Below are 21096 nucleotides of genomic sequence, written 5' to 3'. Positions count from 1 at the left end.
AGTGGGCCTATAGCTCAGCTGGTTAGAGCGCACGCCTGATAAGCGTGAGGTCGATGGTTCGAGTCCATTTAGGCCCACCACTATTCCGAAGTAGCTCAGTGGTAGAGCAATCGACTGTTAATCGATTGGTCGTAGGTTCGAGTCCTACCTTCGGAGCCAATATATGGGGAAGTACTCAAGTGGCTGAAGAGGCGCCCCTGCTAAGGGTGTAGATCGGGCGACCGGTGCGAGGGTTCAAATCCCTCCTTCTCCGCCATATATTTTAGGCCCCTTGGTCAAGCGGTTAAGACACCGCCCTTTCACGGCGGTAACACGGGTTCGAATCCCGTAGGGGTCATAATAAGAGTTATAAGAAAAAAGACAATCATTCATTTGGTTGTCTTTTTTTATTATCTATTTTTATGGTTCTTTGTCAAATGATATTGGAGAAGAATTTTAGTCGGCTATAATTGATTTACGTATTTGTCACTGGACTGTCCAGAAAGTCAGCAAAACTGTTTTTTTGTAGGCAGTCTTTTTTTAGAGATAAGATAAAGTCTATACATTGCTACAGAGTATCTGTCTAGCGCAAGCAGCCTTACCTATCGAGGCAGAGATAGGCGCTTCCGATTTTCTTATTTCACCAACGTCATATATTGTACAACCGTTTTATCTATGAAATACTATTCTTAAAAGGCAAAAGAAAGGATAGGTGAAATATAATGACTAAAGAGCGAATATTAATTGTCGAAGATGAAGAGAATATAGCACGCGTATTGCAACTTGAATTGGAATTTGAAGGATATGAGACTGAAATAGCATATACAGGTACAGAAGGATTGATCAAATATCGAGAAGGGGAATGGAATCTGCTATTACTTGATTGGATGCTCCCTAAAATGAGCGGACTTGACGTTTTGAAAAGAATCCGTACTTCAGATACATCAACACCTGTTATTTTACTAACAGCAAAAAACGATGTGAAGGACAAAGTGGCGGCACTCGACTTAGGAGCAAATGATTATGTCACAAAACCATTTGATTTTGAAGAGTTGCTTGCAAGAATTAGAGTTGCATTGAGATTTTCAAAAAAAGAAGAAAAGGTAGAGCAAGATGTCTATCGATATTCCGATTTAACGATTACTCATCAGTTACGAGAAGTTAAAAGGAATGATCAAGTTTTTGACTTAACGCCAAGAGAATATGATTTACTGCTGTATTTTATCAAGCATCCTAAACAAGTCTTAACCAGGGAACAAATATTAGATGCTGTATGGGGATTCGATTATTTCGGGGACACCAATGTAGTAGACGTTTATGTAAGATATATTCGAAAGAAAATTGACTTTGAACAGCAGGTGACACTCTTACAAACCGTGAGAGGTGTTGGATACGTATTAAAGGAGAAGGAAGATGAAACTTAAGACTAAAATTCATCTTTTCTCTACTGCTTTGATGTTAATAGTAATTGTATTCATGACTGTTTTTATCTATCAGCTTTTTGAAAGAATGGCTTATGATACAGAATATAACCAATTAAGCAAACGATCAGAAGAATTAATAGCTGCTTTAGCAAAAGCGGATGAATTAATTGACCCCAATACTATTTTACGTGCTTATATGCCCCCTAATGGCTCTATTCGAGTGATAGGGTCCGATAATAGGGTGCTTACTCAAGTTCAATCAGCAGAAGGGATTGAACAGGTAACAATAGAGCATGGTGGCAATGCTTATACCATACAGGAGTGGAATGGTATACCCTTACTTTCTACTGCAGTTCCAACGATATGGGTAGATGGTTCTATTGTACAACTTCAGTTTTCACAGATGTTGGAAGATGTTCAGCAAAATATGGAGCAATTAAGATTGATATTAATAGGTGTAACAGTCTTTTCGATGCTACCAATATTAGCTTCAAGTGTTGCATTAGGGAAGTTAGTGACAAAACCAATTGATTCACTCATCCTTACAATGTCTAAAAGTAGAAAATCTGGTACGTATGAAACAATTGACATTGAACATAATCGAAAAGACGAATTAGCGACACTTAGTTTAACTTTTAATGAAATGATGGAACAATTAGAACAAAATTTTGTTAAACAAGAACAATTTGTTTCTAATGCATCGCATGAATTAAAGACTCCTTTAACGGTTATAGAGAGCTATGCAAGCCTTCTAAATAGAAGGGGATTTGATAATAAAGAGGTATCAAATGAAGCAATTAAAGCGATATTAATGGAATCAAGTCGCATGCGTGTGATGATTGAACAAATGCTGCAAGCTGCAAAATATAGAGAAAACGGTGATATTCAATTTGTATATGTTTCGATACAAAAGATAGTAGAGGAAACTTTATCTCAAATGAAGCAAGCATATAATAGAAAATTTCAATTGACTGGAGATCTATCTGTTGATGCATATACAAATGAGGCAAAATTAAAACAACTTTTATTTATTTTATTAGATAATGCTAGGAAATATAGTGAACATGAAATTATTGTTTCAATTCAAGAAGAAAATAATTATGTAACAATTTCTGTCCAAGACTTTGGAGAAGGAATAGATGTAAAATATTTACCATACTTATTTGAACGATTTTATCGTATCGATGAAGGAAGAAGTAGGAAAATGGGTGGAACGGGACTAGGTTTAGCCATTGCAAAGGAAATAGTGGTTTCACTTCATGGAGAGATTAAAATCGAGAGTGAACGTGGGATAGGAACCTCTTTTATTATACATTTGCCAAAGTCCGACAATCTCATCAATTTCTAATGTTTCTTTTGTATACTAAAGGAAAACCTAGCTGGAGGTGTATTTATGGTAAATAATAAAAGAATTTCAGTTTCTTATCTTATTGTATTCGTGATATTAATAGCAGCAATAATCCTAGGATTATATATATGGAATACGATTACAAAAGTAGAGCCAATTTCGAGTGATGAGTTACGAACGAAGATTGAAGAAACATATAGTGGAAAAGTAAAGTCCATGATTATAACTGGAAATAATGAATATGAAGTAGAAATGGAAAGTAAAGATGCTATTTACGCAATGAAGCTAGATGCAACTACTGGTAAAGTAAATACGATGAAAAAAGTTTCTGCTGCACCAATTGAATCTAAAGATATTGTTTTGGAGGAAGAACCTTTGTTAACAGAACAAGAAATTGTGGCAAATGTTCAAGAAAAGTTTGAAGGTACTGTGAAAGTAGTAGCATATCAAAAAGTGACAGAACGATATTCTATTCAAGTTGAGTCAAATAAAGAAATAATAAATCTAGTTATGGACGGTAAAAAAGGGACTATTATTAGTCAACAAATAACAGGAAAACAAATTACTCCAACATTAATCTCAGAAAGTAAAGCTATAGAAATTGCTCAATCTCGACTAAGTGGAGAGCTAGAGGATGTCTCATTTGAAAAAACAAATGAGGGGGGTTACTTTTTAGTTGAGATTGATGGGGATGATGATCAAGACGCTGTGATCCAAGTGCATGCAATTTCAGGAAAAATACTTTCTGTTACATTGGATGATTAGCCTCTCATCAAATTCTAATGTTACTCACCTTTTATCCTCATCTTCGTTGTTTAAGATAAAGGTAACAACAAAAGGAGGAGAAATAACGTGAAAAAATGGATAGTAATTCCGGCATTGGTAGCGACAACTTTAATAGGTGGTACAGTTATTTCCATGAACACAGATTTCTTAGCAAAAGCAGACAATAATACGATATTGGCTGTAGACGAGGTTAAAAAAATGGCTTTAAAAGAAGTTTCAGGTAAGGTTACAAGTATTGAATTAGATGATGATTGGAATAGAAAAGTATACGAAGTAGAAGTTCTTACAGCAGATTTTGATTATGACTTGAAGTTCGATGCAATAACAGGGGAATTATTGAAAACTGAAAAAGAAAATTTAGATGACGATGACGAACAAGAAAAAGTAGTATCCGGAACACCACAAACAGTTGCTCAACAGGAAACAACAAAAACGAATGACGACGATGATGATAAAGTAGTAAATCAATCAATAGCATCAACGACTTCGTTTATTTCTCAAGATAAAGCTATTTCAATAGCCCTTCAAAAAGCAAAAGGAAATGTTACAAAAGTAGAATTAGATGAAGATGATGGTCAGTATGTATATGAAATTGAAACGCATGATGGAACGTATGAATATGAAATAGCAATTAATGCAGTAACAGGTGCAATTATTGAATTTGAAAAAGATCGCGATGATAATTAATCAGTAATAATAATCTGGATAGTAAAAAGCCATGAATGAGATATTTGTAAGTTATCTCATTCATGGCTTTTATTTACTTACGTTTTGATTTGCCTACGGACAGAGATAGGCGCTTACGCTTTACTTATAATAGAACATATCCAATAAGCAATCCAATTCCCAGTAAGAAAACAAAAATTGTATTTGTTAATGCTGTATCTTTCATTGCAAGTCCAACTTCAGGTGAATTTTCTTTTTCTCTAAATACTTTAATGGCATGTATTGGTTTTTTCAAACTTAATACAACCAATAAAGCCCATGGAGTTACAATTTGTAAAATAACTAAAATGACAATCCAGAGGTAAGAAATAACAAAGAAAGAAGATAGAATAGTAATTGCATTTTTTCTACCAACTAAGATAGCCAGTGTCTTTCTACCACCTTTTTTGTCCTCTTCCAAATCTCGTATATTGTTAGCTAGCATGATAGCTGCTACAAGTAATACACTTGGAATGGAAAGCAAAATAGAAAAGTTAGGGATAGACCCAACTTGTATAAATGTAGAAATTAATACGATTAACATACCCATGACTACTCCACTAAATAACTCGCCAAACGGTGTATAGGCGATGGGATAAGGTCCACCAGTGTATAAGTATCCTATAAGCATAGAAATACCACCAACTACTAATAATAACCAAGAGGATTCATAGCAAATATAAATACCAAGAATTGCGGCAATCCCGTATAATAGTAGTGCTAGTTGCATTACTGTTTTAGGTTTTACTCCATTACGTACGATTGCACCACCAATACCAACTGACTCTTCTGTATCCAATCCTCGTGCAAAATCATAGTACTCATTGAACATATTAGTAGCTGCTTGTATGAAAAGACAGGCAAATAACATGGCTAAAAATAAAAGCCAGTTAATATTGGTGTAATAAAGTGCAATCATCGTTCCTAAAAATACAGGAGCAAATGAAGCGGTTAGAGTATGGGGTCTAGTTAGTTTCCACCAAACACGCCAACCCTTGTCTACTTGAAGTTCTTCTGACATAAAATATTTCTCTCCTTTTAAATAATCCAACTTCAATTTTAGCATACATTTATGCTAAAATGTGTGCCGAAAAGTGAAGAAAGAGGTATGATTAAGGATAGAGGTTTTAATGACTCTCTACTAATTAGTAGGTAATATATACGGAGGTAATATGAATGCCGAAAACCACCGGTCATAAAAATACAACATTACGCTTTTATACAGAAACTATAGAGGTTTCAAGATTATCAGCTCATGCATTTTTTGAAGCAGGAGATGAAAAATATAAAGGGAAGCGTTTTTTCTGGGAAAACAAAGAAAAAACATTAACTTTAGTAGGCTTAGGCCATGCGCATATTATATCGAACAATTATAAAGAGAATAGATATAGTGACATTGACACAAAATGGAAGGAATTATGCCAGTCTTCCTTAAAAGAAGTAGTGGATGTTTCCCCCATTCTTTTTGGAGGATTTGCATTTGATCCAAGTAATAAGATTTCATCTGAATGGGATACATTTCCATCCGCGTTTTTTACTGTAGCTACTTTTCAATTAGTTATTCGTAATGAGCAGGCTTTCGTTAGTATCCATTATATAACAGAAGAGCAAGAAAGTGCTGAGGCATTTGAACACTTACGAATTGAGCGCGATACTCTGATCCATACTGCTCAAGTAAAAGAGTTGAAGGTGCATGAAAAACCGGAAATTATTGAAAGAGAAGATCGTTTAAAAGAGGAATACTTAAATGCAGTAGAAGATGTTACAAAACGTATTAAACAAGATGAAGTAAAAAAAGTAGTTATTGGTCGATCGTTAAAACTAACATTTAATCATGCTTTTTCAGCTGCAACTGCAATTTATAATGCATCCAACGAGCAGCCAGAAAGTTATTTATTTGGATTAGAAAAAGAGGACAAGATGTTCTTTGGAGCAACACCTGAAAGATTAGTAAAAGTGGAAAAGGGCCAGGTTCAATCTTCAGGGATTGCAGGCTCTGTGAAACGTGGAAAAAACTCGATAGAAGATAAACAACTAGGAGAAGGCCTATTGGTTGATTCTAAAAACTTAGGTGAACATAAGTATGTCGTGGACATGATTCAACAAGTGTTTACTAAGTATTGTGAGGATATTAAGCTACCATCAAGGCCAAAATTAATGAAAATTAGAGATATTCAACACTTATTTACACCAATTGAAGGCCGTCTAAAGCAAGATTCTTCTCTTTTTGAATTGGTAGAAGCACTTCATCCTACTCCTGCTTTAGGGGGAGAACCAAGAATGGAAGCGGTGAAAATTATTCGTGAATCTGAGCATATGAATCGTGGCTATTATGCAGCTCCGATTGGTTGGATAAATTCAGAAGGAGACGGAGAGTTTGTCGTTGGGATACGATCTGCGCTGCTTGAAAACCAACATGCTTATTTATACGCGGGTGGAGGAATCGTTGCAGAGTCGTCATCAATTGATGAATTTGAAGAAACAAGAGTGAAGTTTCGGCCGATGCTTCGTACGTTTGGAGGGAAAATGAATGAATAATACAGCGTATTTAACGTCCTACGTGAATCAATTTGTTGAAACAGTAAAAAAAGCTGGTATAAAGGATGTTGTTATTTGTCCAGGTTCTAGATCTACGCCTCTTGCATACGCGTTTGCAAAAAGTGAAGGAATTGAATTTTATAAACAAATTGATGAAAGGTCAGCTGCCTTTTTTGCACTAGGCATTGCTAAAGCGAAAAAATCACCAGTTGTATTGCTTTGTACGTCTGGAACTGCAGCGGCAAATTTCTTTCCAGCGATTGTAGAAGCGTATTATGCACGTATTCCGTTATTAGTTATAACTGCAGACCGTCCACATGAATTACGGGAAGTGGGAGCACCACAAGCTATTGATCAGATTAATCTATATGGAAAGCATGTAAAATGGACAGTTGATTTTCCAATACCAGAAGATAATCCTGAGAGCTTAGCATTTATTGAACGTCATATTCATCGGGCAATTTCTACAACAAAAACATTACCTATGGGACCAGTTCATATTAATGTTCCTTTTCGTGAACCGCTTTTAATCGATATGGAGCAGCAATTACCTGTTACACAAGTTCACTTCTCAGAGGTTGGAAAACTTGTAGCAAGTGATGATTTCATGCATTGGTACCGAGAATTATTACTTCATGAAACAAATGGATTGCTTATAGTTGGAGATTCTCTTCAGACAATAGAAGGATTTTGGGAATTCGCAAGGTCATTACAATGGCCAGTGTTAGCAGACCCATTATCTAACTTGAGGGCTTCCGTTCCAGAAGATTGTTTTCACTTGTGTATAGATCAATACGATGCACTATTAAAAAATGAGGTATTTAAAGAAAAAGTGGTTCCACAAGTCGTTATTAGATTTGGTGCACAACCAGTTTCTAAACCACTATCATTATTTTTAAAAGCATGTAACCCAAAAATATTTATAGCCGTTGACGAAAGTCCTATTTTTAGAGATTCACTTCAAGTAGTGACACACCATATTCAAGCTGGTGCAAGTTCTCTGTGGGTTCAAATGAGTAACAAAAAAACTTCTACTTATTTAGAAAACTGGTCAAAAGCGAATGATATTGCAACAAAACATATTCAATTATATATTGAACAAGAAGCAGATGAGGGTGCACTTGCAGGTGTGCTGTTTGAAACATTAGCGGAAGGTATTGATTTGTTTGCGAGTAGTAGCATGCCAATTCGTGATGTTGATACTTTTTTCAACAAAACATCGAGAGATATTCAAATCTATTGTAATCGTGGTACAAATGGGATTGACGGAGTTGTTTCTACTGCATTTGGTGTGCAAGCAGCGACAAAGCGTCCAGGTTATTTGTTAATAGGCGATTTAGCATTTTTACATGATGTGAATGGCTTAATTATTAGCAGATTCCAAAAAAGTAATATGACGATTGTCGTAATGAATAATGATGGAGGAGGAATTTTCTCTTACTTGCCTCAATCCACAGAAGGAACCTATTTCGAAGATTTATTTGGAACACCGACTGGACTCGAATTTTCTCATATTGCAGCCATGTATCATGCACAATATGATGCAGTTCATACAAAGGAAGATTTGAAAAACGTTTTACTACAACCCAAAATAAAAGATATCCGCATCATTGAAGTGTTTACGAATCGTGAAGAAAATACGCAAACTCATCGCTCATTATGGACAGCTATTTCAAAGGAGTTAGATGTCGTATGGAAAGCATGAATTTAAAAATTCGATCGCTCGATACACATATTAGAAGAGCAAATATTGGTGCACCAATGAAAGTAGCGTTTTTACATGGATTTACTGGATCTACAAAAACTTGGGAAGAGGTAATTACATATCTTCCTAATACTGTAGAGATATTAGCGATAGATTTAATTGGTCATGGAGATACAGCCAGTCCTGTCGATCCTGCACGATATTATGTGGAACAACAAATAGAAGATTTAAATGAATTATTTCTCCAATTGAATTGGACTGATTTCACGCTAGTCGGATATTCGATGGGAGGGCGTTTAGCTTTAGCTTACGCCGAAAAATATTCGGTTAGCCAATTAATTTTAGAGAGCAGTTCGCCAGGTCTAGAAGATGAAGAGGCAAGAGCTGCGCGTAAAAAAGCTGATGAAGTTATTGCAAATAAACTAATAGCCGAGAATCATGAATCATTTGTAGATTTTTGGGAGAGTATTGCATTGTTTGATTCCCAAAAAAGTTTATCAGCTGAAAAACGACAATTCATTCGAAATGAGCGATTAGCACAGTCTAAAATTGGATTGAGTAATAGTTTGATAGGGTTTAGTACTGGCGTACAGTTTTCATATTGGGGGAAGCTAGCCCAACTGGACTTTCCTATTTTACTATTAACAGGAGAATTGGATAAAAAGTTTAGTGAAATAGCGAAACAAATGCAAAAAATCCTACCTAATGCAGAATGGAAAGAAGTAAAAGATGCTGGACATGCAATACATGTGGAAAAACCTGAAATATTTGCTACAATAATAAAGGAAGTTATTATAGAGGAGGATTCTCAATGACACGTCAATGGGTTACAGAACGTACATACGAAGATATCAAGTATGAAACGTATAATGGAATTGCAAAAATTACAATTAATCGTCCAGAAGTCCGCAATGCTTTTCGTCCAAAAACGGTAAAAGAATTATTAGAAGCATTCACGATTGCTCGTGACGATTCAAATGTAGGTGTTATTATTTTAACAGGTGAAGGTGAGAAAGCATTCTGTTCAGGTGGAGATCAAAAAGTACGTGGACATGGTGGATATGTGGGAGAAGACGAGATTCCTCGTTTAAACGTTCTTGATTTACAACGTTTAATTCGTGTAACTCCGAAACCAGTAGTAGCAATGGTAGCAGGTTTTGCTATTGGCGGTGGACACGTACTACATGTTGTTTGTGACTTAACTATTGCAGCTGATAATGCTATTTTCGGACAAACTGGACCGAAAGTTGGTTCATTTGATGCTGGATACGGTTCTGGTTATTTAGCACGTATTGTTGGACATAAAAAAGCACGTGAAATTTGGTTTTTATGCCGTCAATACAATGCACAAGAAGCACTTGATATGGGATTAGTAAATACGGTTGTTCCTTACGAACAATTAGAAGACGAAACAGTTAAATGGTGTGAAGAAATGTTGGGTATGAGCCCTACTGCACTTCGATTCATCAAAGCTGCGATGAATGCAGATACAGATGGAATAGCTGGACTTCAACAAATGGCTGGAGACGCTACACTTCTTTACTATACAACGGAGGAAGCAAAAGAAGGTCGCGATGCATTTAAAGAAAAACGTAAACCTGATTTTGGTCAATTCCCACGTTTCCCTTGATTAGTGGAGAATGAATGTTAAAGTAGCTGTCCTTTTAAAAGGGCAGTTTTTTTATTAGATAAGAAAGTATATAAAATTTCTGCATAAACTGTCTAGCTCCAGCGCCTTGCCCCTCGGGGTCAAATGGGGAATCACTGCGGTGGCTGAGGAGCTGCCTCCTCGCGATTCCCCATTTGCCTGTCGGGGCAGTAATAGGCGCTTGCGCTTTTCTTATTGAAAGGGGTTTATTATTAATGTATCCAAATTTATTGGCAAAGAGAGCTGCATTAACGCCGAATAGAGTAGGGCTAAGGTTTTCGGGGGAAGACTGGACATTTGATCAAATGTATCAAGAAGCGACGCTATTTGCTCAGAAACTCAGCTCAAAAGGTATACAACCTGGTATGAGAATTGCTATTTTAGCTTCTTCTAATCAGGAATTAATGTTTGCCTTACATGGTTGCATGCAACTAGGCTGTGAATTAGTTATGTTAAATGAACGATTAACAGAAGAAGAATTGAGCTATCAATTAGCAGATAGCCAAGCAGACTATTTGTTAGTAGATTCGCACGAAAAAAGAAATTTAGCATCTGCTAACATTATTTCCTTTAAGGATGTTTATGCAGCTATACCAACGCAATTAGAAATTGAAAAAGAGTGGCCAAGACAGCGAACGATTACCATTATGTATACATCTGGAACAACAGGGAGAGCAAAAGGAGTTCGTCAATCACTTGAAAATCATGTTATGAGTGCAACAGGGTCTGCACTTAATATTGGCGTGCAACCGAATGATTGTTGGTTATGTAATATGCCTCTATTTCATATTAGTGGATTTTCTATATTAATGCGTTCTGTTTTGTATGGAATGACTGTTAGTTTACATTCCAAGTTCGATGCAGAAAAAGCAGTGGAAGAAATTTTGACTGGAACTGTTACAAGAATGTCTATTGTTGCTGTGTCGCTAGAAAGAATGATCACTATACTGGAGAAGAAGAATCTTTTGTTCCCAAACACGTTCCAATCAATGATTGTAGGAGGAGGTCCTGTTCCCCTAAATTATTTGGAGCGAGCAATTGAACGGAACATACCTGTTTTGCAATCGTATGGAATGACAGAAACTTCTTCTCAGACAACTACTTTGGCAGCTGAAGATGCAATCCGAAAATTAGGATCAGCTGGAAAACCATTATTTTTTGCAGATGTAAAGATTGATGGAGAAGAAAAAATTGGTGAAATTTGCATTAAAGGCCCACATGTTACAACTGGTTATGTTGGAAACGCGTCTTCTATTAACCCACAAGTGAACGGATGGCTTCATACGGGGGACATTGGTTACTTAGATGAGGAAGGTTATCTATTCGTCTTAGATCGCCGCTCAGATATGATTATTTCCGGTGGTGAAAATATTTATCCAGCAGAAATTGAGCAAGTTTTAACAAAACATTCTGCTGTCAAGGAAGCAGGAGTAACAGGGAGATCAGATGATACATGGGGAAAAGTTCCAGTAGCATTTGTAGTTTTAAAAAAAGATGCATCAATTGAGGAATTAAAAGAGTTTGTGAAAGACAAATTAGCAAGCTATAAGCAACCAGTTGACTATTATATCGTGGAACAGCTTCCTAGAAGTGCTTCAAATAAATTGCTAAGAAGAGAATTATTAAATACAATAAAAAAATCACCTAATGTCGATTGATTTAACATTAGGTGATTGTACTTATTAATTTAAAACAGTTTTTAATGTTTCTAAGTTTTTGTTCATCAAGGTAAAGTATGTTTCGTTGTTATCAATGTCTTCTTGGGATAGAACTCCTAAATTATGCAATATTAAATTTTTTGCTCCAACTTCTTGTTGGATAACTTCTGTAAGTTTAGAGGAAATATTTTGTTCAAACAGAATATATTCAATTTCATGTTCTTTTGCTAGCTTAATAATTGCAGTCAGTTCTTTTTGAGAAGGCTCATTTTGGGAGTTTAGACCAGCGATAGCTATTTGTTCTAAACCGTATGTGTTAGCAATATAACCGAAAGCTTCATGGGATACGAAGAATGTTTTGTTAGTAGCAGCATGCGCCATTTCGTCAAAATCGGTATCTAACTGTTGTAATTCTTCTACTAATACATCATAGTTTTGTACGAATAGTTCTTTTTGATCTGGAGCAGCTTCAATTAGCGAGTCTTTTATAGATAAAGCAAGACTTTGACTAATTTTAGGTGAAATCCAAACATGAGGATCTGTTTCTCCGTGATCATGCCCTTCGTGACCAGTCTCTTCAAGGACAACTTCTTCATGTTCTTCCTCAGTAGCTACTTCTTCGTGATCATCATGGTCACTTGTCATTAACAGATCATCAGATACGGAATCTACTGCTGCAACTAATTTTACATTTTCACCCGTCAATGTTTTTTTAGCGTTCTCAACAAATCCTTCTAAACCTAATCCTATGTAGAAAAATAAATCAGCATCAGCAAGTGCGATCATATCTTTTTGTGTTGGTTCAAATGTGTGCTCATTTGCTCCAGCTGGATATATTGATGCTACATTTACGGCATCTCCGCCAATTCGTTCAGCAAAATACTGTAGTGGATAGACAGTTGTATAGATTTGAATGGTATTATTCTCTTCAGTACTTGTTGCTTCTTGATTGCCACATGCAGCTGTAAATAAGGTTAGTAGTAAAACTAATAGTATAAGGGAAGTTTTCTTCAACTTTTTTCATCTCCTAAATAGTAACCATTACGTTTTAAAAAATAAGAACTTTATTAGCTTACAGCACTTTTTAATAAAAGGCAAGAAAAAAAGCCTTTGAATTATTTTTTCTTCAAAGGCCACTCATCTGGAACGGGGTCAAATCCACCTTCATGAAAGGGATGACATTTAGAGATTCTCTTTACTGCCAAATAACTGCCCTTTATGGAACCGTGTTTTTCTACTGCTTCTAATCCATAATGAGAACATGTGGGATAGAATCGACAACTTGGAGGTGACAATGGAGAAATGAACTTTTGGTATATGCGAATAATACCTATCAGTAATTTCTTCATTATTTCTCTACACTTTTTGGTTTAGGATCAATACTATCGGACTTGTCATTCATCGCTAGTTTATATAAAAAAGTAAAGCCAACTACACTAACAATTACTGCTAAACCTAAAATCCAAAATACCATGATCAATCACTCCATAATTATATTGTTTAAGTTTATTGTAAGGAATAATGAGGTATATTAAAAGAGAAAGCAACTATTATTTAAGGGAGAGTGACAAGATTATGTCAGCAGCATTGAATAAAGAGCTAAACAAGCAAGTTGCAACTTGGTCGGTTATGTATACAAAGTTACACAATTTCCATTGGTATGTAAAAGGACCTTCTTTCTTTACTTTACATGCAAAATTTGAAGAATTATATAACGAAGCAACGCTACATATGGATGAAATCGCTGAGCGTTTGTTAACACTTGGAGGAACTCCAGTAGCTACTTTGGCTGAACATTTAGAGCATTCAGTTGTAAAAGAAGCTTCAAATAAAGAAACTGCCGATGAAATGGTTGAAATAATTGTAAAAGATTTTAATAAAATTATGAAATCATTAAAAAAAGGTATGGATGAAGCGGCAAAAGATGAAGATGATATGACGGAGGATGTTTTAAATGCTGTCTATCAACAAATCGAAAAACACCAATGGATGCTCAATGCATTTTTAGGGGATACAAATACGTCTAGTAAATCATAAAGTGTGATAAATTTGATAAAGTATGCGCCAGATTTTTGGTGCATGCTTTTTCGTTTTTTGGACATACTTTTATAAAAGGATGTGTGAAAATGACTTTATACAAAGTATATATCTCCATAAATCATCAGCAAATGTATGCTTTTCCGGATGAGTCAGCTTGGGAATATGAAGTTACAGCCCAAAGAAATGAAATAAAAGTTTTTGAAAGACTGTTTGATCAGCTCAAACAAGTTCAAAGTAAAAATTTCTGGAGAGCGCATGTGCCTATAAAGCCTTATCATTTAGACGGTGAAAATGATGAGTATGACATAAGAATAAAAAAAGTGTATGCATGGATTCATGAATTTGGTACAGACGAAGCAAGGTCATTTATCGAACAGCTACCCTACTTTACGCTACGAAAGGAGGTAAACTATTAATGAAAACGATCAATCGAAAAGGAAATGAAACGCCTATAACATATCGAAATGCAAGTTCAATTTTAAATCAATCTCCTCAGGATAAATCTAAAGTGAACCAAGCACAAAATAGAGAAGAAGGAGGAAAAAATTACAAAGCAAAAGAATAAATTATCAAAGACTTAGCGTGGCAGCTAAGTCTTTTTTCATACTGTCTAGCGTAAGCGGCCTGTGCTCCTGCGCATTTCTTTCATACTTATGCTAAAATTACTAAACGAACGAGGGGGAGAAACCATGATTTCTTTTCAAGATTTAAATGGAATTCAAGTAGAATTATCATTTGTAAAAGAATCCTTTCCAATAAAGACAATGCATGTATTGGTGCTAGCCAAGTATAAAAACACATGGCTTTTAACCAAACATCCAAGACGTGGAATTGAATTTCCTGGTGGAAAAGTAGAAAAAAATGAAACGCTTGTAGAAGCCGCTATTCGCGAAACGCTCGAGGAGACGAATGTGCTGATAGGAGAACTTGAATGGATTGCAGAGTATATGGTTCATGATGAACTTCCTTTTTGTAAGGCAATTTTTGTTGCAAATGTTGTTCAAATTCATGAAGGTCTGACAAGCCACGAAACAGAAGGTGTAGTTTGGTTAACAAATGATGAATTTATAAATTGTTCTGCGTTAAGCTTCCATATGAAAGATGCTGGGATGCAAGCAATCATAGAAAAGGTGAAAGAATATGAGTCCAAATGGAAGTATTGAAAGAATGCGTGTATACCCTTCTCCTAATCCAAATATTACCCTAATAGAAATAACATATTGGTCCTGTGGTCTACGAGTAAAAGGGATGCTTGCTAAGCCTAAAAAAGAAGGGCAATATGAAGGGATTTTATATTTACGGGGAGGCATACAAAGTGTCGGTATGGTACGACCTGCTCGTATTGCACAAATTGCATCAGAAGGGTTCATTGTATTTGCTCCTTATTATCGTGGAAATCGTGGTGGGGAAGGAAAAGATGAATTTGTTGGAGAGGATCGAATGGATGCTGTTTATGGGTTAGATGTACTAAAACTATTTTGTCTTCCTAATCGGATTCATCTATTTTCTTTTTCAAGAGGTGGAATTATGGCACTTTGGATAGCCATTTTACGAAATGATATTACCTCTCTTGTCATTTGGTCGGGTGTTTCTAATATTTATCTTACATACGAAGAAAGAAATGATATGAGAAGAATGATGAAGCGTGTGATTGGTGGAACGCCTACAAATAATAGGGAGGCTTATGAGAAAAGGGATGCGCTTACGATGATAAATGAGATAGAAGCTACGTCACTTATCATTCACGGAAGAAAAGATACAAATGTATCATTTGAACATGCATTGGTTTTAGAGCAAGCATTATTAGGGAATAATAAAATAGTAGAAGCTTGGTATTATTCGGAGTATACACATTTTTTCCCAAGTAAAGTGAATAGACAAATCGTCAAAGATGCATGCACTTGGATGAAAAAACAGAGAGGGGTATGACATATGGGACATGTACTTGTATCGTTAGAAACAACTAGTACAGATGAAAAAACTGGTTTTCCAGTAGATTTAAGTTTTTGGGGAAATCTATGGGATCGTTATGTGGCTGAATCTCAAGAAGTTATCATTCATTGTTGGGATGAAGAAAAAGCGGCTATTGAAGAATTAAGTGTAAAAGCTTCGAACATTAAAGATGAGGGATTAATACAAATTTTCACATTAACTCTAACTGAAGAAAATCGTGTGTTCTTACGAGATAACTCTATAGATTCTAAAGGTGGACTTAAATGGTTTACAATGTTTTTCCACGAAGAGGGAGATGAAGTGATAGAGATTGGCCATTATGGTTCAGAAATCATTTTGTATAAAGTAAATGAAGAAGAAGCAGATAAATTTTCATCTCTATTTCCACAAACATCCACCATTGAATACTATGAAGAACATACATAATAAGAAAAGCGGAAGCGCCTATCACTGCGTAAGGAAGCAAATGGGGAAGTGGTAGGTCTGTTATTAACGCCACATCCTGTGGCATAACAGATATGACCAGCATCGTGCTGGCCCAGGAGGCAGCTTAAGCTAGACATATTATGCAGAAATTTTATTCACTTTCTTATATTGTAAAGAAAGCTAGCACAAATTTCTGTGCTAGCTTCTATTTTTGGGGATTCTTTATCAAATGACGTTGGTGAAGAATTTTAGTCGGCTATAATTTATTTATTTTGTCGCTGTAGTCTTATTTTTGTAGTTTTTCAATTCTTGTTTTCTTTATCTATTTGAACTTATGTTTCCTCTATTCTCTTAACTGATTTTCGTTACGAGCGGCGACTCCAGTGGGATTAGCGTGACAGGTGAGACCCCACAGGAGCGCGGTTTTCGCGACGAGGAGGCTCACCGCACGCCCCACGGAAAGCGTCCGCTCGGAACGGAAATCAGCGCGGATCAGGATTTTTTTCAGAGATATTGATAAAAAAATGACATTAGTGAAATTCCATCCCATTCTCCTGTTTGATTGAGAAAGGGGTTTTATTTCACCAACGTCATATATTGTAAAACTTTTTCTTGCTATGAAATTTAAGCTAATGGTCCGCCTTTAAGCATGATATCTTCTGATACTGTACCAAATTTAGTGAAGTTTTTACGGAAAGATTGAGCTAGCCCAGTTGCTTTTTGATCATAAGCTTCTTTATCTGCCCAAGCGTTACGTGGTACTAATACCTCAGATGGTACACCTTCAATTTGTGTAGGAATTTCTAAACCAAAAATAGCATCTTTAGCAGTAGCTACGTTGTCTAGTTTACCTTCAATTGCAGCACGAACCATTGTACGAGTATAAGAAAGTTTCATACGGTTACCAACTCCGTATTCTCCGCCAGTCCAACCAGTGTTCACTAGGAATACTTGAGATCCGTGTTCATCGATTTTTTTCCCTAACATTTCAGCGTATACCGTTGCATGTAATGGTAGGAATGGGGAACCGAAGCAAGTAGAGAAAACTGGTTCTGGAGAAGTAACTCCGCGTTCAGTTCCTGCAAGTTTTGAAGTGAAACCACTCAAGAAGTGATACATTGCTTGTTCCTTCGTTAATTTACTGATTGGAGGCAATACACCAAAAGCATCGGCAGTTAAGAATACAATTGTATTTGGATGGCCAGCAACAGATGGGTCTGCGATATTTTCGATATATTGAATTGGATAAGCTGCACGTGTATTTTCTGTTAAAGATTTATCTGAGTAGTTTGCAACTCGAGTTTCAGAATCTACTACAACGTTTTCTAATACAGTACCAAATGAAATTGCATCAAAGATTTGAGGCTCATTTTCGCGAGTAAGGTCGATACATTTTGCGTAACATCCGCCCTCAATATTGAATACTCCATTATCAGACCAACCATGCTCGTCATCACCAATTAGTTTACGTCCGGCATCAGCAGAAAGAGTCGTTTTTCCTGTTCCTGATAGTCCAAAGAATAGTGTTACGTCTCCAGCTTCACCAACGTTTGCTGAACAGTGCATCGGTAAAATGTTTGCTTCTGGTAGCAAATAGTTCATAATAGAGAAGACAGATTTTTTAATTTCTCCAGCATATTCTGTTCCACCAATAAGTACAATGCGTTTTTCCATTGATACCATGATGAAAGTTTCTGATTTTGTACCATCTATAGCAGGATCTGCTTTAAAGTTAGGTGCACTAATTATAGTGAAATCTGTAACATGATTTGCAAGTTCTTCTTCAGAAGGACGGATGAATAATTGGTGAGAAAAAAGATTATGCCAAGCATATTCATTGATAACTTGAATACCAAGACGCGATTCTTTATCTGCTCCTGCAAAGCCCTTGAATACGAATAGTTCTTCTTTTTCTTTTAAATATTTCACAACTTTTGTATGTAATGTTTCGAAAATTTCAGAAGAAATAGGTTGGTTTACTGAGCCCCAATCGATTTTATCTTTTGAGATAGCTTCTTCAACAATATACTTGTCTTGTGGAGAACGGCCTGTATATTTACCTGTTTCTGCTTTTACTGCTCCAGTAGAAGTTAAGACTGCTTCTCCTCTAGATGTAGCTTTTTCCACAAGTTGTGGTACTGATAATTGGAGGCTTACGTTACTTCCAGCTAACAATTGGTTCAGTTCACTCACAGTATCGATTGAATTCATGTTGTATTTACCATCCTTTTTTAAGTTTTCCTTCTATTGAAGAAGGAATAGTCATTGATATGTGAATTAGTATAACACATTGAGCCTAATAGTCTACACTAATTAAACGATTATTTTTTAGAAATGTGAATAATTTGTTAATAAAATATTCGTTGACAAATAGAGTGAATTTAAGTATGATATTGTATTGAACGGATACTCTTATTCCGAGCTGGTGGAGGGGTCAGGCCCTATGAAACCCGGCAACCTGTAATTAGCGTCATTAATTGCAAAGGTGCCCAACCTGAGTCAAGGTCAATTGCCTTGATTGATAAGAGTGAAAGGTGCCTATGATAATAATACCTTTCCTCATGTAGTATTACGTGAGCGGGGGGTTTTTTTATTTTACATCGCCTTTATCCTTGTGTGCCAAGTCCGAAACGGCTTCAAGTTGAAATGGCTTGACATGGGAATGAGTACCGTATCAATTCTTGAGAGAAATCTCGCAGGATATAGGAGGAAAAATCTATGACACAACGCCGATTATTTACATCGGAATCAGTAACAGAAGGACATCCAGATAAAATCTGTGATCAAATTTCAGATGCGATTTTAGATGCAATTTTAGCAGAAGATCCAAATGCACGCGTGGCTTGTGAAACAACTGTAACGACTGGACTTGTTCTAGTTACAGGAGAAATTACAACTTCAACATATGTGGACATTCCAAAAGTAGTTCGATCTACAATTAGAGAAATTGGTTATACTCGCGCAAAATATGGTTTTGATTCAGAAACTTCTGCAGTACTCACTGCAATTGATGAACAGTCTGTTGATATTGCCCAAGGAGTTAACCAAGCATTAGAAGCTCGTGAAGGATCTATGACAGATTCTGATATAGAAGCAATTGGGGCAGGAGATCAAGGATTAATGTTTGGTTATGCTTGTAACGAAACATTAGAACTTATGCCGCTACCAATCAGTTTAGCTCATAAATTAGCTCGTCGTTTAGCAGAAGTTCGTAAAGATGAAACGATAGACTATTTACGTCCAGATGGTAAAACACAAGTTACAGTAGAATATGATGAAAATAATAATCCGGTACATATTGATACGATTGTTATCTCAACTCAGCATCATCCAGAAGTAACATTAGAACAAATTCAAAAAGATATTAAAGAAGTAGTGATCAATCCAATTGTTCCTGCTCATTTAATCGATGAACATACAAAGTACTTTATTAACCCAACAGGACGTTTTGTTATCGGTGGCCCACAAGGGGATGCTGGATTAACAGGTCGTAAAATTATTGTAGATACTTACGGTGGTTATGCTCGTCATGGTGGTGGTGCATTCTCTGGTAAGGATCCTACGAAAGTGGATCGTTCTGCTTCTTACGCAGCTCGTTATGTAGCGAAAAATATTGTTGCAGCTGGAATTGCAGAGCGTTGTGAAGTACAACTAGCTTATGCTATTGGCGTTGCACAACCTGTATCTATTGCAGTTGAAACATTTGGCACTGGGAAAGTGGCGGAACAAGATATAGTATCTTATATTCGTGAACTATTCGACCTTCGCCCAGCTGGTATTATTAAAATGCTAGATCTTCGTCGTCCAATCTATAAGCAAACAGCTGCTTACGGACATTTCGGACGTACAGATATCGATGTTCCTTGGGAGCAAACAGACAAAGCAGCATTACTGAAAGAAAAAGCAGGATTATAAAGTGAAGAGGCTTTTCCAAATCGGAAAGCCTCTTTTTTTGTTGGGGAAATATGGCTAATTGAGACAATAACGAGAGCGAACGCGACAACTAAGAAAAGCGGAAGCGCCTATTACTGACTCGACAGGCAAATGGGGAATATAGGCTGGTCTGCAAAGGTCGCCACATCCTGTGGCAAAGCAGACATGACCCGCTTCGTGCGGGCCCGTGGCAGCTCCTCAGTCACCGCACAAGGTTTTCTGCGACGAGCTTTGCGCAGGAGCACGTGATTACCCATTTGACCCTGAGGGGCAAGGCGCTGTAGCTAGACATACTATGCAGAAATTTTATATACTTTCTTATCCCTTTAAAAAATCCCCTCCGTCAACAAGTGACAGAAGGGACTGCAATTAGTTATTTTTGAAGTGATTTATAATATTGCCCTTTTTCAACATATTCACGAATGATGCGTTGTACATCGACTTTGTCTGCATCTGTTAATTCTCTGACCACTTTTGCTGGACTTCCCATTGCAAGTGAGTTTGGTGGGATTTTCTTTCCGGGTGGTACAAGACTTCCTGCACCTATAAATGCACCTTCTCCAACCTCTGCACCGTCTAGTATGATAGAACCCATTCCAATTAGAGCCCCTTTGCGGATCGTACAACTATGTAGCGTTACTTGATGACCAATTGTCACTTCATCTTCTATTATAAGCGGGTTATTTGGACTTTGATGAAGGCAACTTAAATCTTGTATACTTACTTTACTACCAATAATAGTAGGTGCAACATCGCCTCTGATTACTGTATTGAACCAAATAGTAGACTCTGATCCTATTGTCACATCCCCAGTTATTGTGACATAATCAGCGATAAATGCAGTTTCATGAATAGATGGGTGTTTATCTTTATACGGATAAATCATTTTGTGCACGCTCCTCTATGAAATAGAATATACTTAATCGTAACAAACAAACCTGTTTAAAGAAAGG

At 36.4% G+C, this 21096-nt stretch carries 22 protein-coding genes, 4 tRNA genes and 1 riboswitch; of the genes, 20 read left to right on the top strand and 6 right to left on the bottom strand.

Translation table 11 applies throughout. The features are described from left to right. Window positions 1-3 precede the first annotated feature (3 nt). The 8 genes from C7437_RS16010 (at window position 4) to C7437_RS15975 (ending at window position 4224) form a co-directional block, all read left to right on the top strand. Window positions 4-80 (top strand) — tRNA-Ile (locus C7437_RS16010). Window positions 81-84: 4 nt separating this feature from the next. Then, window positions 85-159, top strand: a tRNA-Asn gene (locus C7437_RS16005). A 6-nt stretch (window positions 160-165) separates the two neighbouring features. Further along, window positions 166-256, top strand: a tRNA-Ser gene (locus C7437_RS16000). Between the two features lie 9 nt (window positions 257-265). Beyond that, window positions 266-337, top strand: a tRNA-Glu gene (locus C7437_RS15995). Between the two features lie 364 nt (window positions 338-701). After that, window positions 702-1403 carry a response regulator transcription factor gene (locus tag C7437_RS15990; RefSeq protein ID WP_111441008.1) on the top strand — a complete coding sequence of 234 codons (702 nt, stop codon included), beginning with the start codon at window positions 702-704 and terminating at the stop codon, window positions 1401-1403. Next, a complete protein-coding gene (locus tag C7437_RS15985; protein WP_111441007.1) occupies window positions 1393-2751 on the top strand; it encodes a sensor histidine kinase in 1359 nt (452 codons plus the stop codon). Before C7437_RS15990 ends, C7437_RS15985 begins: the two co-directional genes overlap by 11 nt. A gap of 45 nt (window positions 2752-2796) precedes the next feature. After that, window positions 2797-3516: a PepSY domain-containing protein gene (locus C7437_RS15980; protein ID WP_111441006.1), complete on the top strand. Its 720-nt coding sequence runs from the start codon at window positions 2797-2799 to the stop codon at window positions 3514-3516. A gap of 87 nt (window positions 3517-3603) precedes the next feature. Further along, window positions 3604-4224 carry a PepSY domain-containing protein gene (locus C7437_RS15975; protein WP_245909322.1) on the top strand — a complete coding sequence of 207 codons (621 nt, stop codon included), beginning with the start codon at window positions 3604-3606 and terminating at the stop codon, window positions 4222-4224. A 124-nt stretch (window positions 4225-4348) separates the two neighbouring features. Here C7437_RS15975 and C7437_RS15970 read toward each other — a convergent pair whose 3' ends face one another. Further along, complete coding sequence (locus C7437_RS15970) at window positions 4349-5263, bottom strand: 1,4-dihydroxy-2-naphthoate polyprenyltransferase (protein ID WP_111441005.1); 915 nt, start codon at window positions 5261-5263, stop codon at window positions 4349-4351. 155 nt (window positions 5264-5418) lie between these two features. Between C7437_RS15970 and C7437_RS15965 the strand changes: the two genes are divergently transcribed. The 5 genes from C7437_RS15965 (at window position 5419) to C7437_RS15945 (ending at window position 11791) form a co-directional block, all read left to right on the top strand. After that, the gene (locus C7437_RS15965; protein WP_111441004.1) at window positions 5419-6780 is read left to right on the top strand and encodes an isochorismate synthase; all 1362 of its coding nucleotides are present in this window, start codon (window positions 5419-5421) and stop codon (window positions 6778-6780) included. Next, complete coding sequence (menD, locus tag C7437_RS15960; protein WP_111441003.1) at window positions 6773-8485, top strand: 2-succinyl-5-enolpyruvyl-6-hydroxy-3-cyclohexene-1-carboxylic-acid synthase; 1713 nt, start codon at window positions 6773-6775, stop codon at window positions 8483-8485. The genes C7437_RS15965 and menD overlap by 8 nt, the downstream gene beginning before the upstream one ends. Then, window positions 8473-9300 (top strand): 2-succinyl-6-hydroxy-2,4-cyclohexadiene-1-carboxylate synthase, encoded by an 828-nt coding sequence (menH, locus tag C7437_RS15955; RefSeq protein ID WP_111441002.1) that lies wholly within the window; start codon window positions 8473-8475, stop codon window positions 9298-9300. Before menD ends, menH begins: the two co-directional genes overlap by 13 nt. After that, window positions 9297-10115: a 1,4-dihydroxy-2-naphthoyl-CoA synthase gene (gene menB / locus C7437_RS15950; RefSeq protein ID WP_111441001.1), complete on the top strand. Its 819-nt coding sequence runs from the start codon at window positions 9297-9299 to the stop codon at window positions 10113-10115. The genes menH and menB overlap by 4 nt, the downstream gene beginning before the upstream one ends. Window positions 10116-10348: 233 nt before the next feature. Beyond that, window positions 10349-11791, top strand: a complete 1443-nt coding sequence (locus tag C7437_RS15945; protein WP_111441000.1) for an o-succinylbenzoate--CoA ligase — start codon at window positions 10349-10351, stop codon at window positions 11789-11791. A 24-nt stretch (window positions 11792-11815) separates the two neighbouring features. On the opposite strand, the gene C7437_RS15940 is transcribed toward C7437_RS15945, so the two are convergent. The 3 genes from C7437_RS15940 to C7437_RS17370 all read right to left on the bottom strand — a co-directional run bounded on the left by C7437_RS15940 (window position 11816) and on the right by C7437_RS17370 (window position 13265). Next, the gene (locus C7437_RS15940; RefSeq protein WP_111440999.1) at window positions 11816-12805 is read right to left on the bottom strand and encodes a metal ABC transporter solute-binding protein, Zn/Mn family; all 990 of its coding nucleotides are present in this window, start codon (window positions 12803-12805) and stop codon (window positions 11816-11818) included. A gap of 101 nt (window positions 12806-12906) precedes the next feature. Then, the gene (gene yidD / locus C7437_RS15935; RefSeq protein WP_111440998.1) at window positions 12907-13140 is read right to left on the bottom strand and encodes a membrane protein insertion efficiency factor YidD; all 234 of its coding nucleotides are present in this window, start codon (window positions 13138-13140) and stop codon (window positions 12907-12909) included. Next, window positions 13140-13265 carry a hypothetical protein gene (locus C7437_RS17370; RefSeq protein WP_281269981.1) on the bottom strand — a complete coding sequence of 42 codons (126 nt, stop codon included), beginning with the start codon at window positions 13263-13265 and terminating at the stop codon, window positions 13140-13142. The genes yidD and C7437_RS17370 overlap by 1 nt, the downstream gene beginning before the upstream one ends. 101 nt (window positions 13266-13366) lie before the next feature. Between C7437_RS17370 and C7437_RS15930 the strand changes: the two genes are divergently transcribed. The 6 genes from C7437_RS15930 to C7437_RS15910 all read left to right on the top strand — a co-directional run bounded on the left by C7437_RS15930 (window position 13367) and on the right by C7437_RS15910 (window position 16210). Then, complete coding sequence (locus C7437_RS15930; protein ID WP_111440997.1) at window positions 13367-13828, top strand: Dps family protein; 462 nt, start codon at window positions 13367-13369, stop codon at window positions 13826-13828. A gap of 89 nt (window positions 13829-13917) precedes the next feature. After that, window positions 13918-14247: a transposase gene (locus tag C7437_RS15925; protein WP_245909321.1), complete on the top strand. Its 330-nt coding sequence runs from the start codon at window positions 13918-13920 to the stop codon at window positions 14245-14247. After that, the gene (locus C7437_RS17025) at window positions 14247-14396 is read left to right on the top strand and encodes a hypothetical protein (protein ID WP_170122400.1); all 150 of its coding nucleotides are present in this window, start codon (window positions 14247-14249) and stop codon (window positions 14394-14396) included. Before C7437_RS15925 ends, C7437_RS17025 begins: the two co-directional genes overlap by 1 nt. A 124-nt stretch (window positions 14397-14520) precedes the next feature. Next, window positions 14521-14994 carry an NUDIX domain-containing protein gene (locus tag C7437_RS15920; RefSeq protein ID WP_111440996.1) on the top strand — a complete coding sequence of 158 codons (474 nt, stop codon included), beginning with the start codon at window positions 14521-14523 and terminating at the stop codon, window positions 14992-14994. Next, entirely contained in the window at window positions 14972-15760 is a 789-nt protein-coding gene (locus C7437_RS15915; protein ID WP_111440995.1) for an alpha/beta hydrolase family protein, read from the top strand. Before C7437_RS15920 ends, C7437_RS15915 begins: the two co-directional genes overlap by 23 nt. A gap of 3 nt (window positions 15761-15763) precedes the next feature. After that, window positions 15764-16210 (top strand): hypothetical protein, encoded by a 447-nt coding sequence (locus C7437_RS15910; RefSeq protein WP_111440994.1) that lies wholly within the window; start codon window positions 15764-15766, stop codon window positions 16208-16210. A 624-nt stretch (window positions 16211-16834) separates the two neighbouring features. On the opposite strand, the gene pckA is transcribed toward C7437_RS15910, so the two are convergent. After that, window positions 16835-18421, bottom strand: a complete 1587-nt coding sequence (pckA, locus tag C7437_RS15905; protein WP_111440993.1) for a phosphoenolpyruvate carboxykinase (ATP) — start codon at window positions 18419-18421, stop codon at window positions 16835-16837. A 198-nt stretch (window positions 18422-18619) separates the two neighbouring features. After that, window positions 18620-18738, top strand: a riboswitch (SAM riboswitch). 190 nt (window positions 18739-18928) lie between these two features. Here pckA and metK point away from each other — a divergent pair. Then, window positions 18929-20125 (top strand): methionine adenosyltransferase, encoded by a 1197-nt coding sequence (gene metK, locus C7437_RS15895; protein WP_111440991.1) that lies wholly within the window; start codon window positions 18929-18931, stop codon window positions 20123-20125. 391 nt (window positions 20126-20516) lie between these two features. Here metK and C7437_RS15890 read toward each other — a convergent pair whose 3' ends face one another. Continuing rightward, window positions 20517-21029 carry a gamma carbonic anhydrase gene (locus C7437_RS15890; protein ID WP_111440990.1) on the bottom strand — a complete coding sequence of 171 codons (513 nt, stop codon included), beginning with the start codon at window positions 21027-21029 and terminating at the stop codon, window positions 20517-20519. Between the last annotated feature and the right edge of the window lie 67 nt (window positions 21030-21096).

Source organism: Psychrobacillus insolitus (assembly GCF_003254155.1).
Taxonomy (GTDB): Bacteria; Bacillota; Bacilli; order Bacillales_A; family Planococcaceae; genus Psychrobacillus; species Psychrobacillus insolitus.
The sequence above is the reverse complement of the archived record's forward strand: the minus strand, read 5'-3'. Positions and strand labels throughout refer to the sequence as shown.

Coding starts and splice junctions, on each gene's coding strand:
- C7437_RS15990 (WP_111441008.1), top strand. CDS start 702: ATGACTAAAGAGCGAATATTAATTGTCGAAGATGAAGAGAATATAGCA.
- C7437_RS15985 (WP_111441007.1), top strand. CDS start 1,393: ATGAAACTTAAGACTAAAATTCATCTTTTCTCTACTGCTTTGATGTTA.
- C7437_RS15980 (WP_111441006.1), top strand. CDS start 2,797: ATGGTAAATAATAAAAGAATTTCAGTTTCTTATCTTATTGTATTCGTG.
- C7437_RS15970 (WP_111441005.1), bottom strand. CDS start 5,263: ATGTCAGAAGAACTTCAAGTAGACAAGGGTTGGCGTGTTTGGTGGAAA.
- C7437_RS15965 (WP_111441004.1), top strand. CDS start 5,419: ATGCCGAAAACCACCGGTCATAAAAATACAACATTACGCTTTTATACA.
- menD (WP_111441003.1), top strand. CDS start 6,773: ATGAATAATACAGCGTATTTAACGTCCTACGTGAATCAATTTGTTGAA.
- menH (WP_111441002.1), top strand. CDS start 8,473: ATGGAAAGCATGAATTTAAAAATTCGATCGCTCGATACACATATTAGA.
- menB (WP_111441001.1), top strand. CDS start 9,297: ATGACACGTCAATGGGTTACAGAACGTACATACGAAGATATCAAGTAT.
- C7437_RS15945 (WP_111441000.1), top strand. CDS start 10,349: ATGTATCCAAATTTATTGGCAAAGAGAGCTGCATTAACGCCGAATAGA.
- yidD (WP_111440998.1), bottom strand. CDS start 13,140: ATGAAGAAATTACTGATAGGTATTATTCGCATATACCAAAAGTTCATT.
- C7437_RS17370 (WP_281269981.1), bottom strand. CDS start 13,265: ATGGTATTTTGGATTTTAGGTTTAGCAGTAATTGTTAGTGTAGTTGGC.
- C7437_RS15930 (WP_111440997.1), top strand. CDS start 13,367: ATGTCAGCAGCATTGAATAAAGAGCTAAACAAGCAAGTTGCAACTTGG.
- C7437_RS15925 (WP_245909321.1), top strand. CDS start 13,918: ATGACTTTATACAAAGTATATATCTCCATAAATCATCAGCAAATGTAT.
- C7437_RS17025 (WP_170122400.1), top strand. CDS start 14,247: ATGAAAACGATCAATCGAAAAGGAAATGAAACGCCTATAACATATCGA.
- C7437_RS15920 (WP_111440996.1), top strand. CDS start 14,521: ATGATTTCTTTTCAAGATTTAAATGGAATTCAAGTAGAATTATCATTT.
- C7437_RS15915 (WP_111440995.1), top strand. CDS start 14,972: ATGAGTCCAAATGGAAGTATTGAAAGAATGCGTGTATACCCTTCTCCT.
- C7437_RS15910 (WP_111440994.1), top strand. CDS start 15,764: ATGGGACATGTACTTGTATCGTTAGAAACAACTAGTACAGATGAAAAA.
- pckA (WP_111440993.1), bottom strand. CDS start 18,421: ATGAATTCAATCGATACTGTGAGTGAACTGAACCAATTGTTAGCTGGA.
- metK (WP_111440991.1), top strand. CDS start 18,929: ATGACACAACGCCGATTATTTACATCGGAATCAGTAACAGAAGGACAT.
- C7437_RS15890 (WP_111440990.1), bottom strand. CDS start 21,029: ATGATTTATCCGTATAAAGATAAACACCCATCTATTCATGAAACTGCA.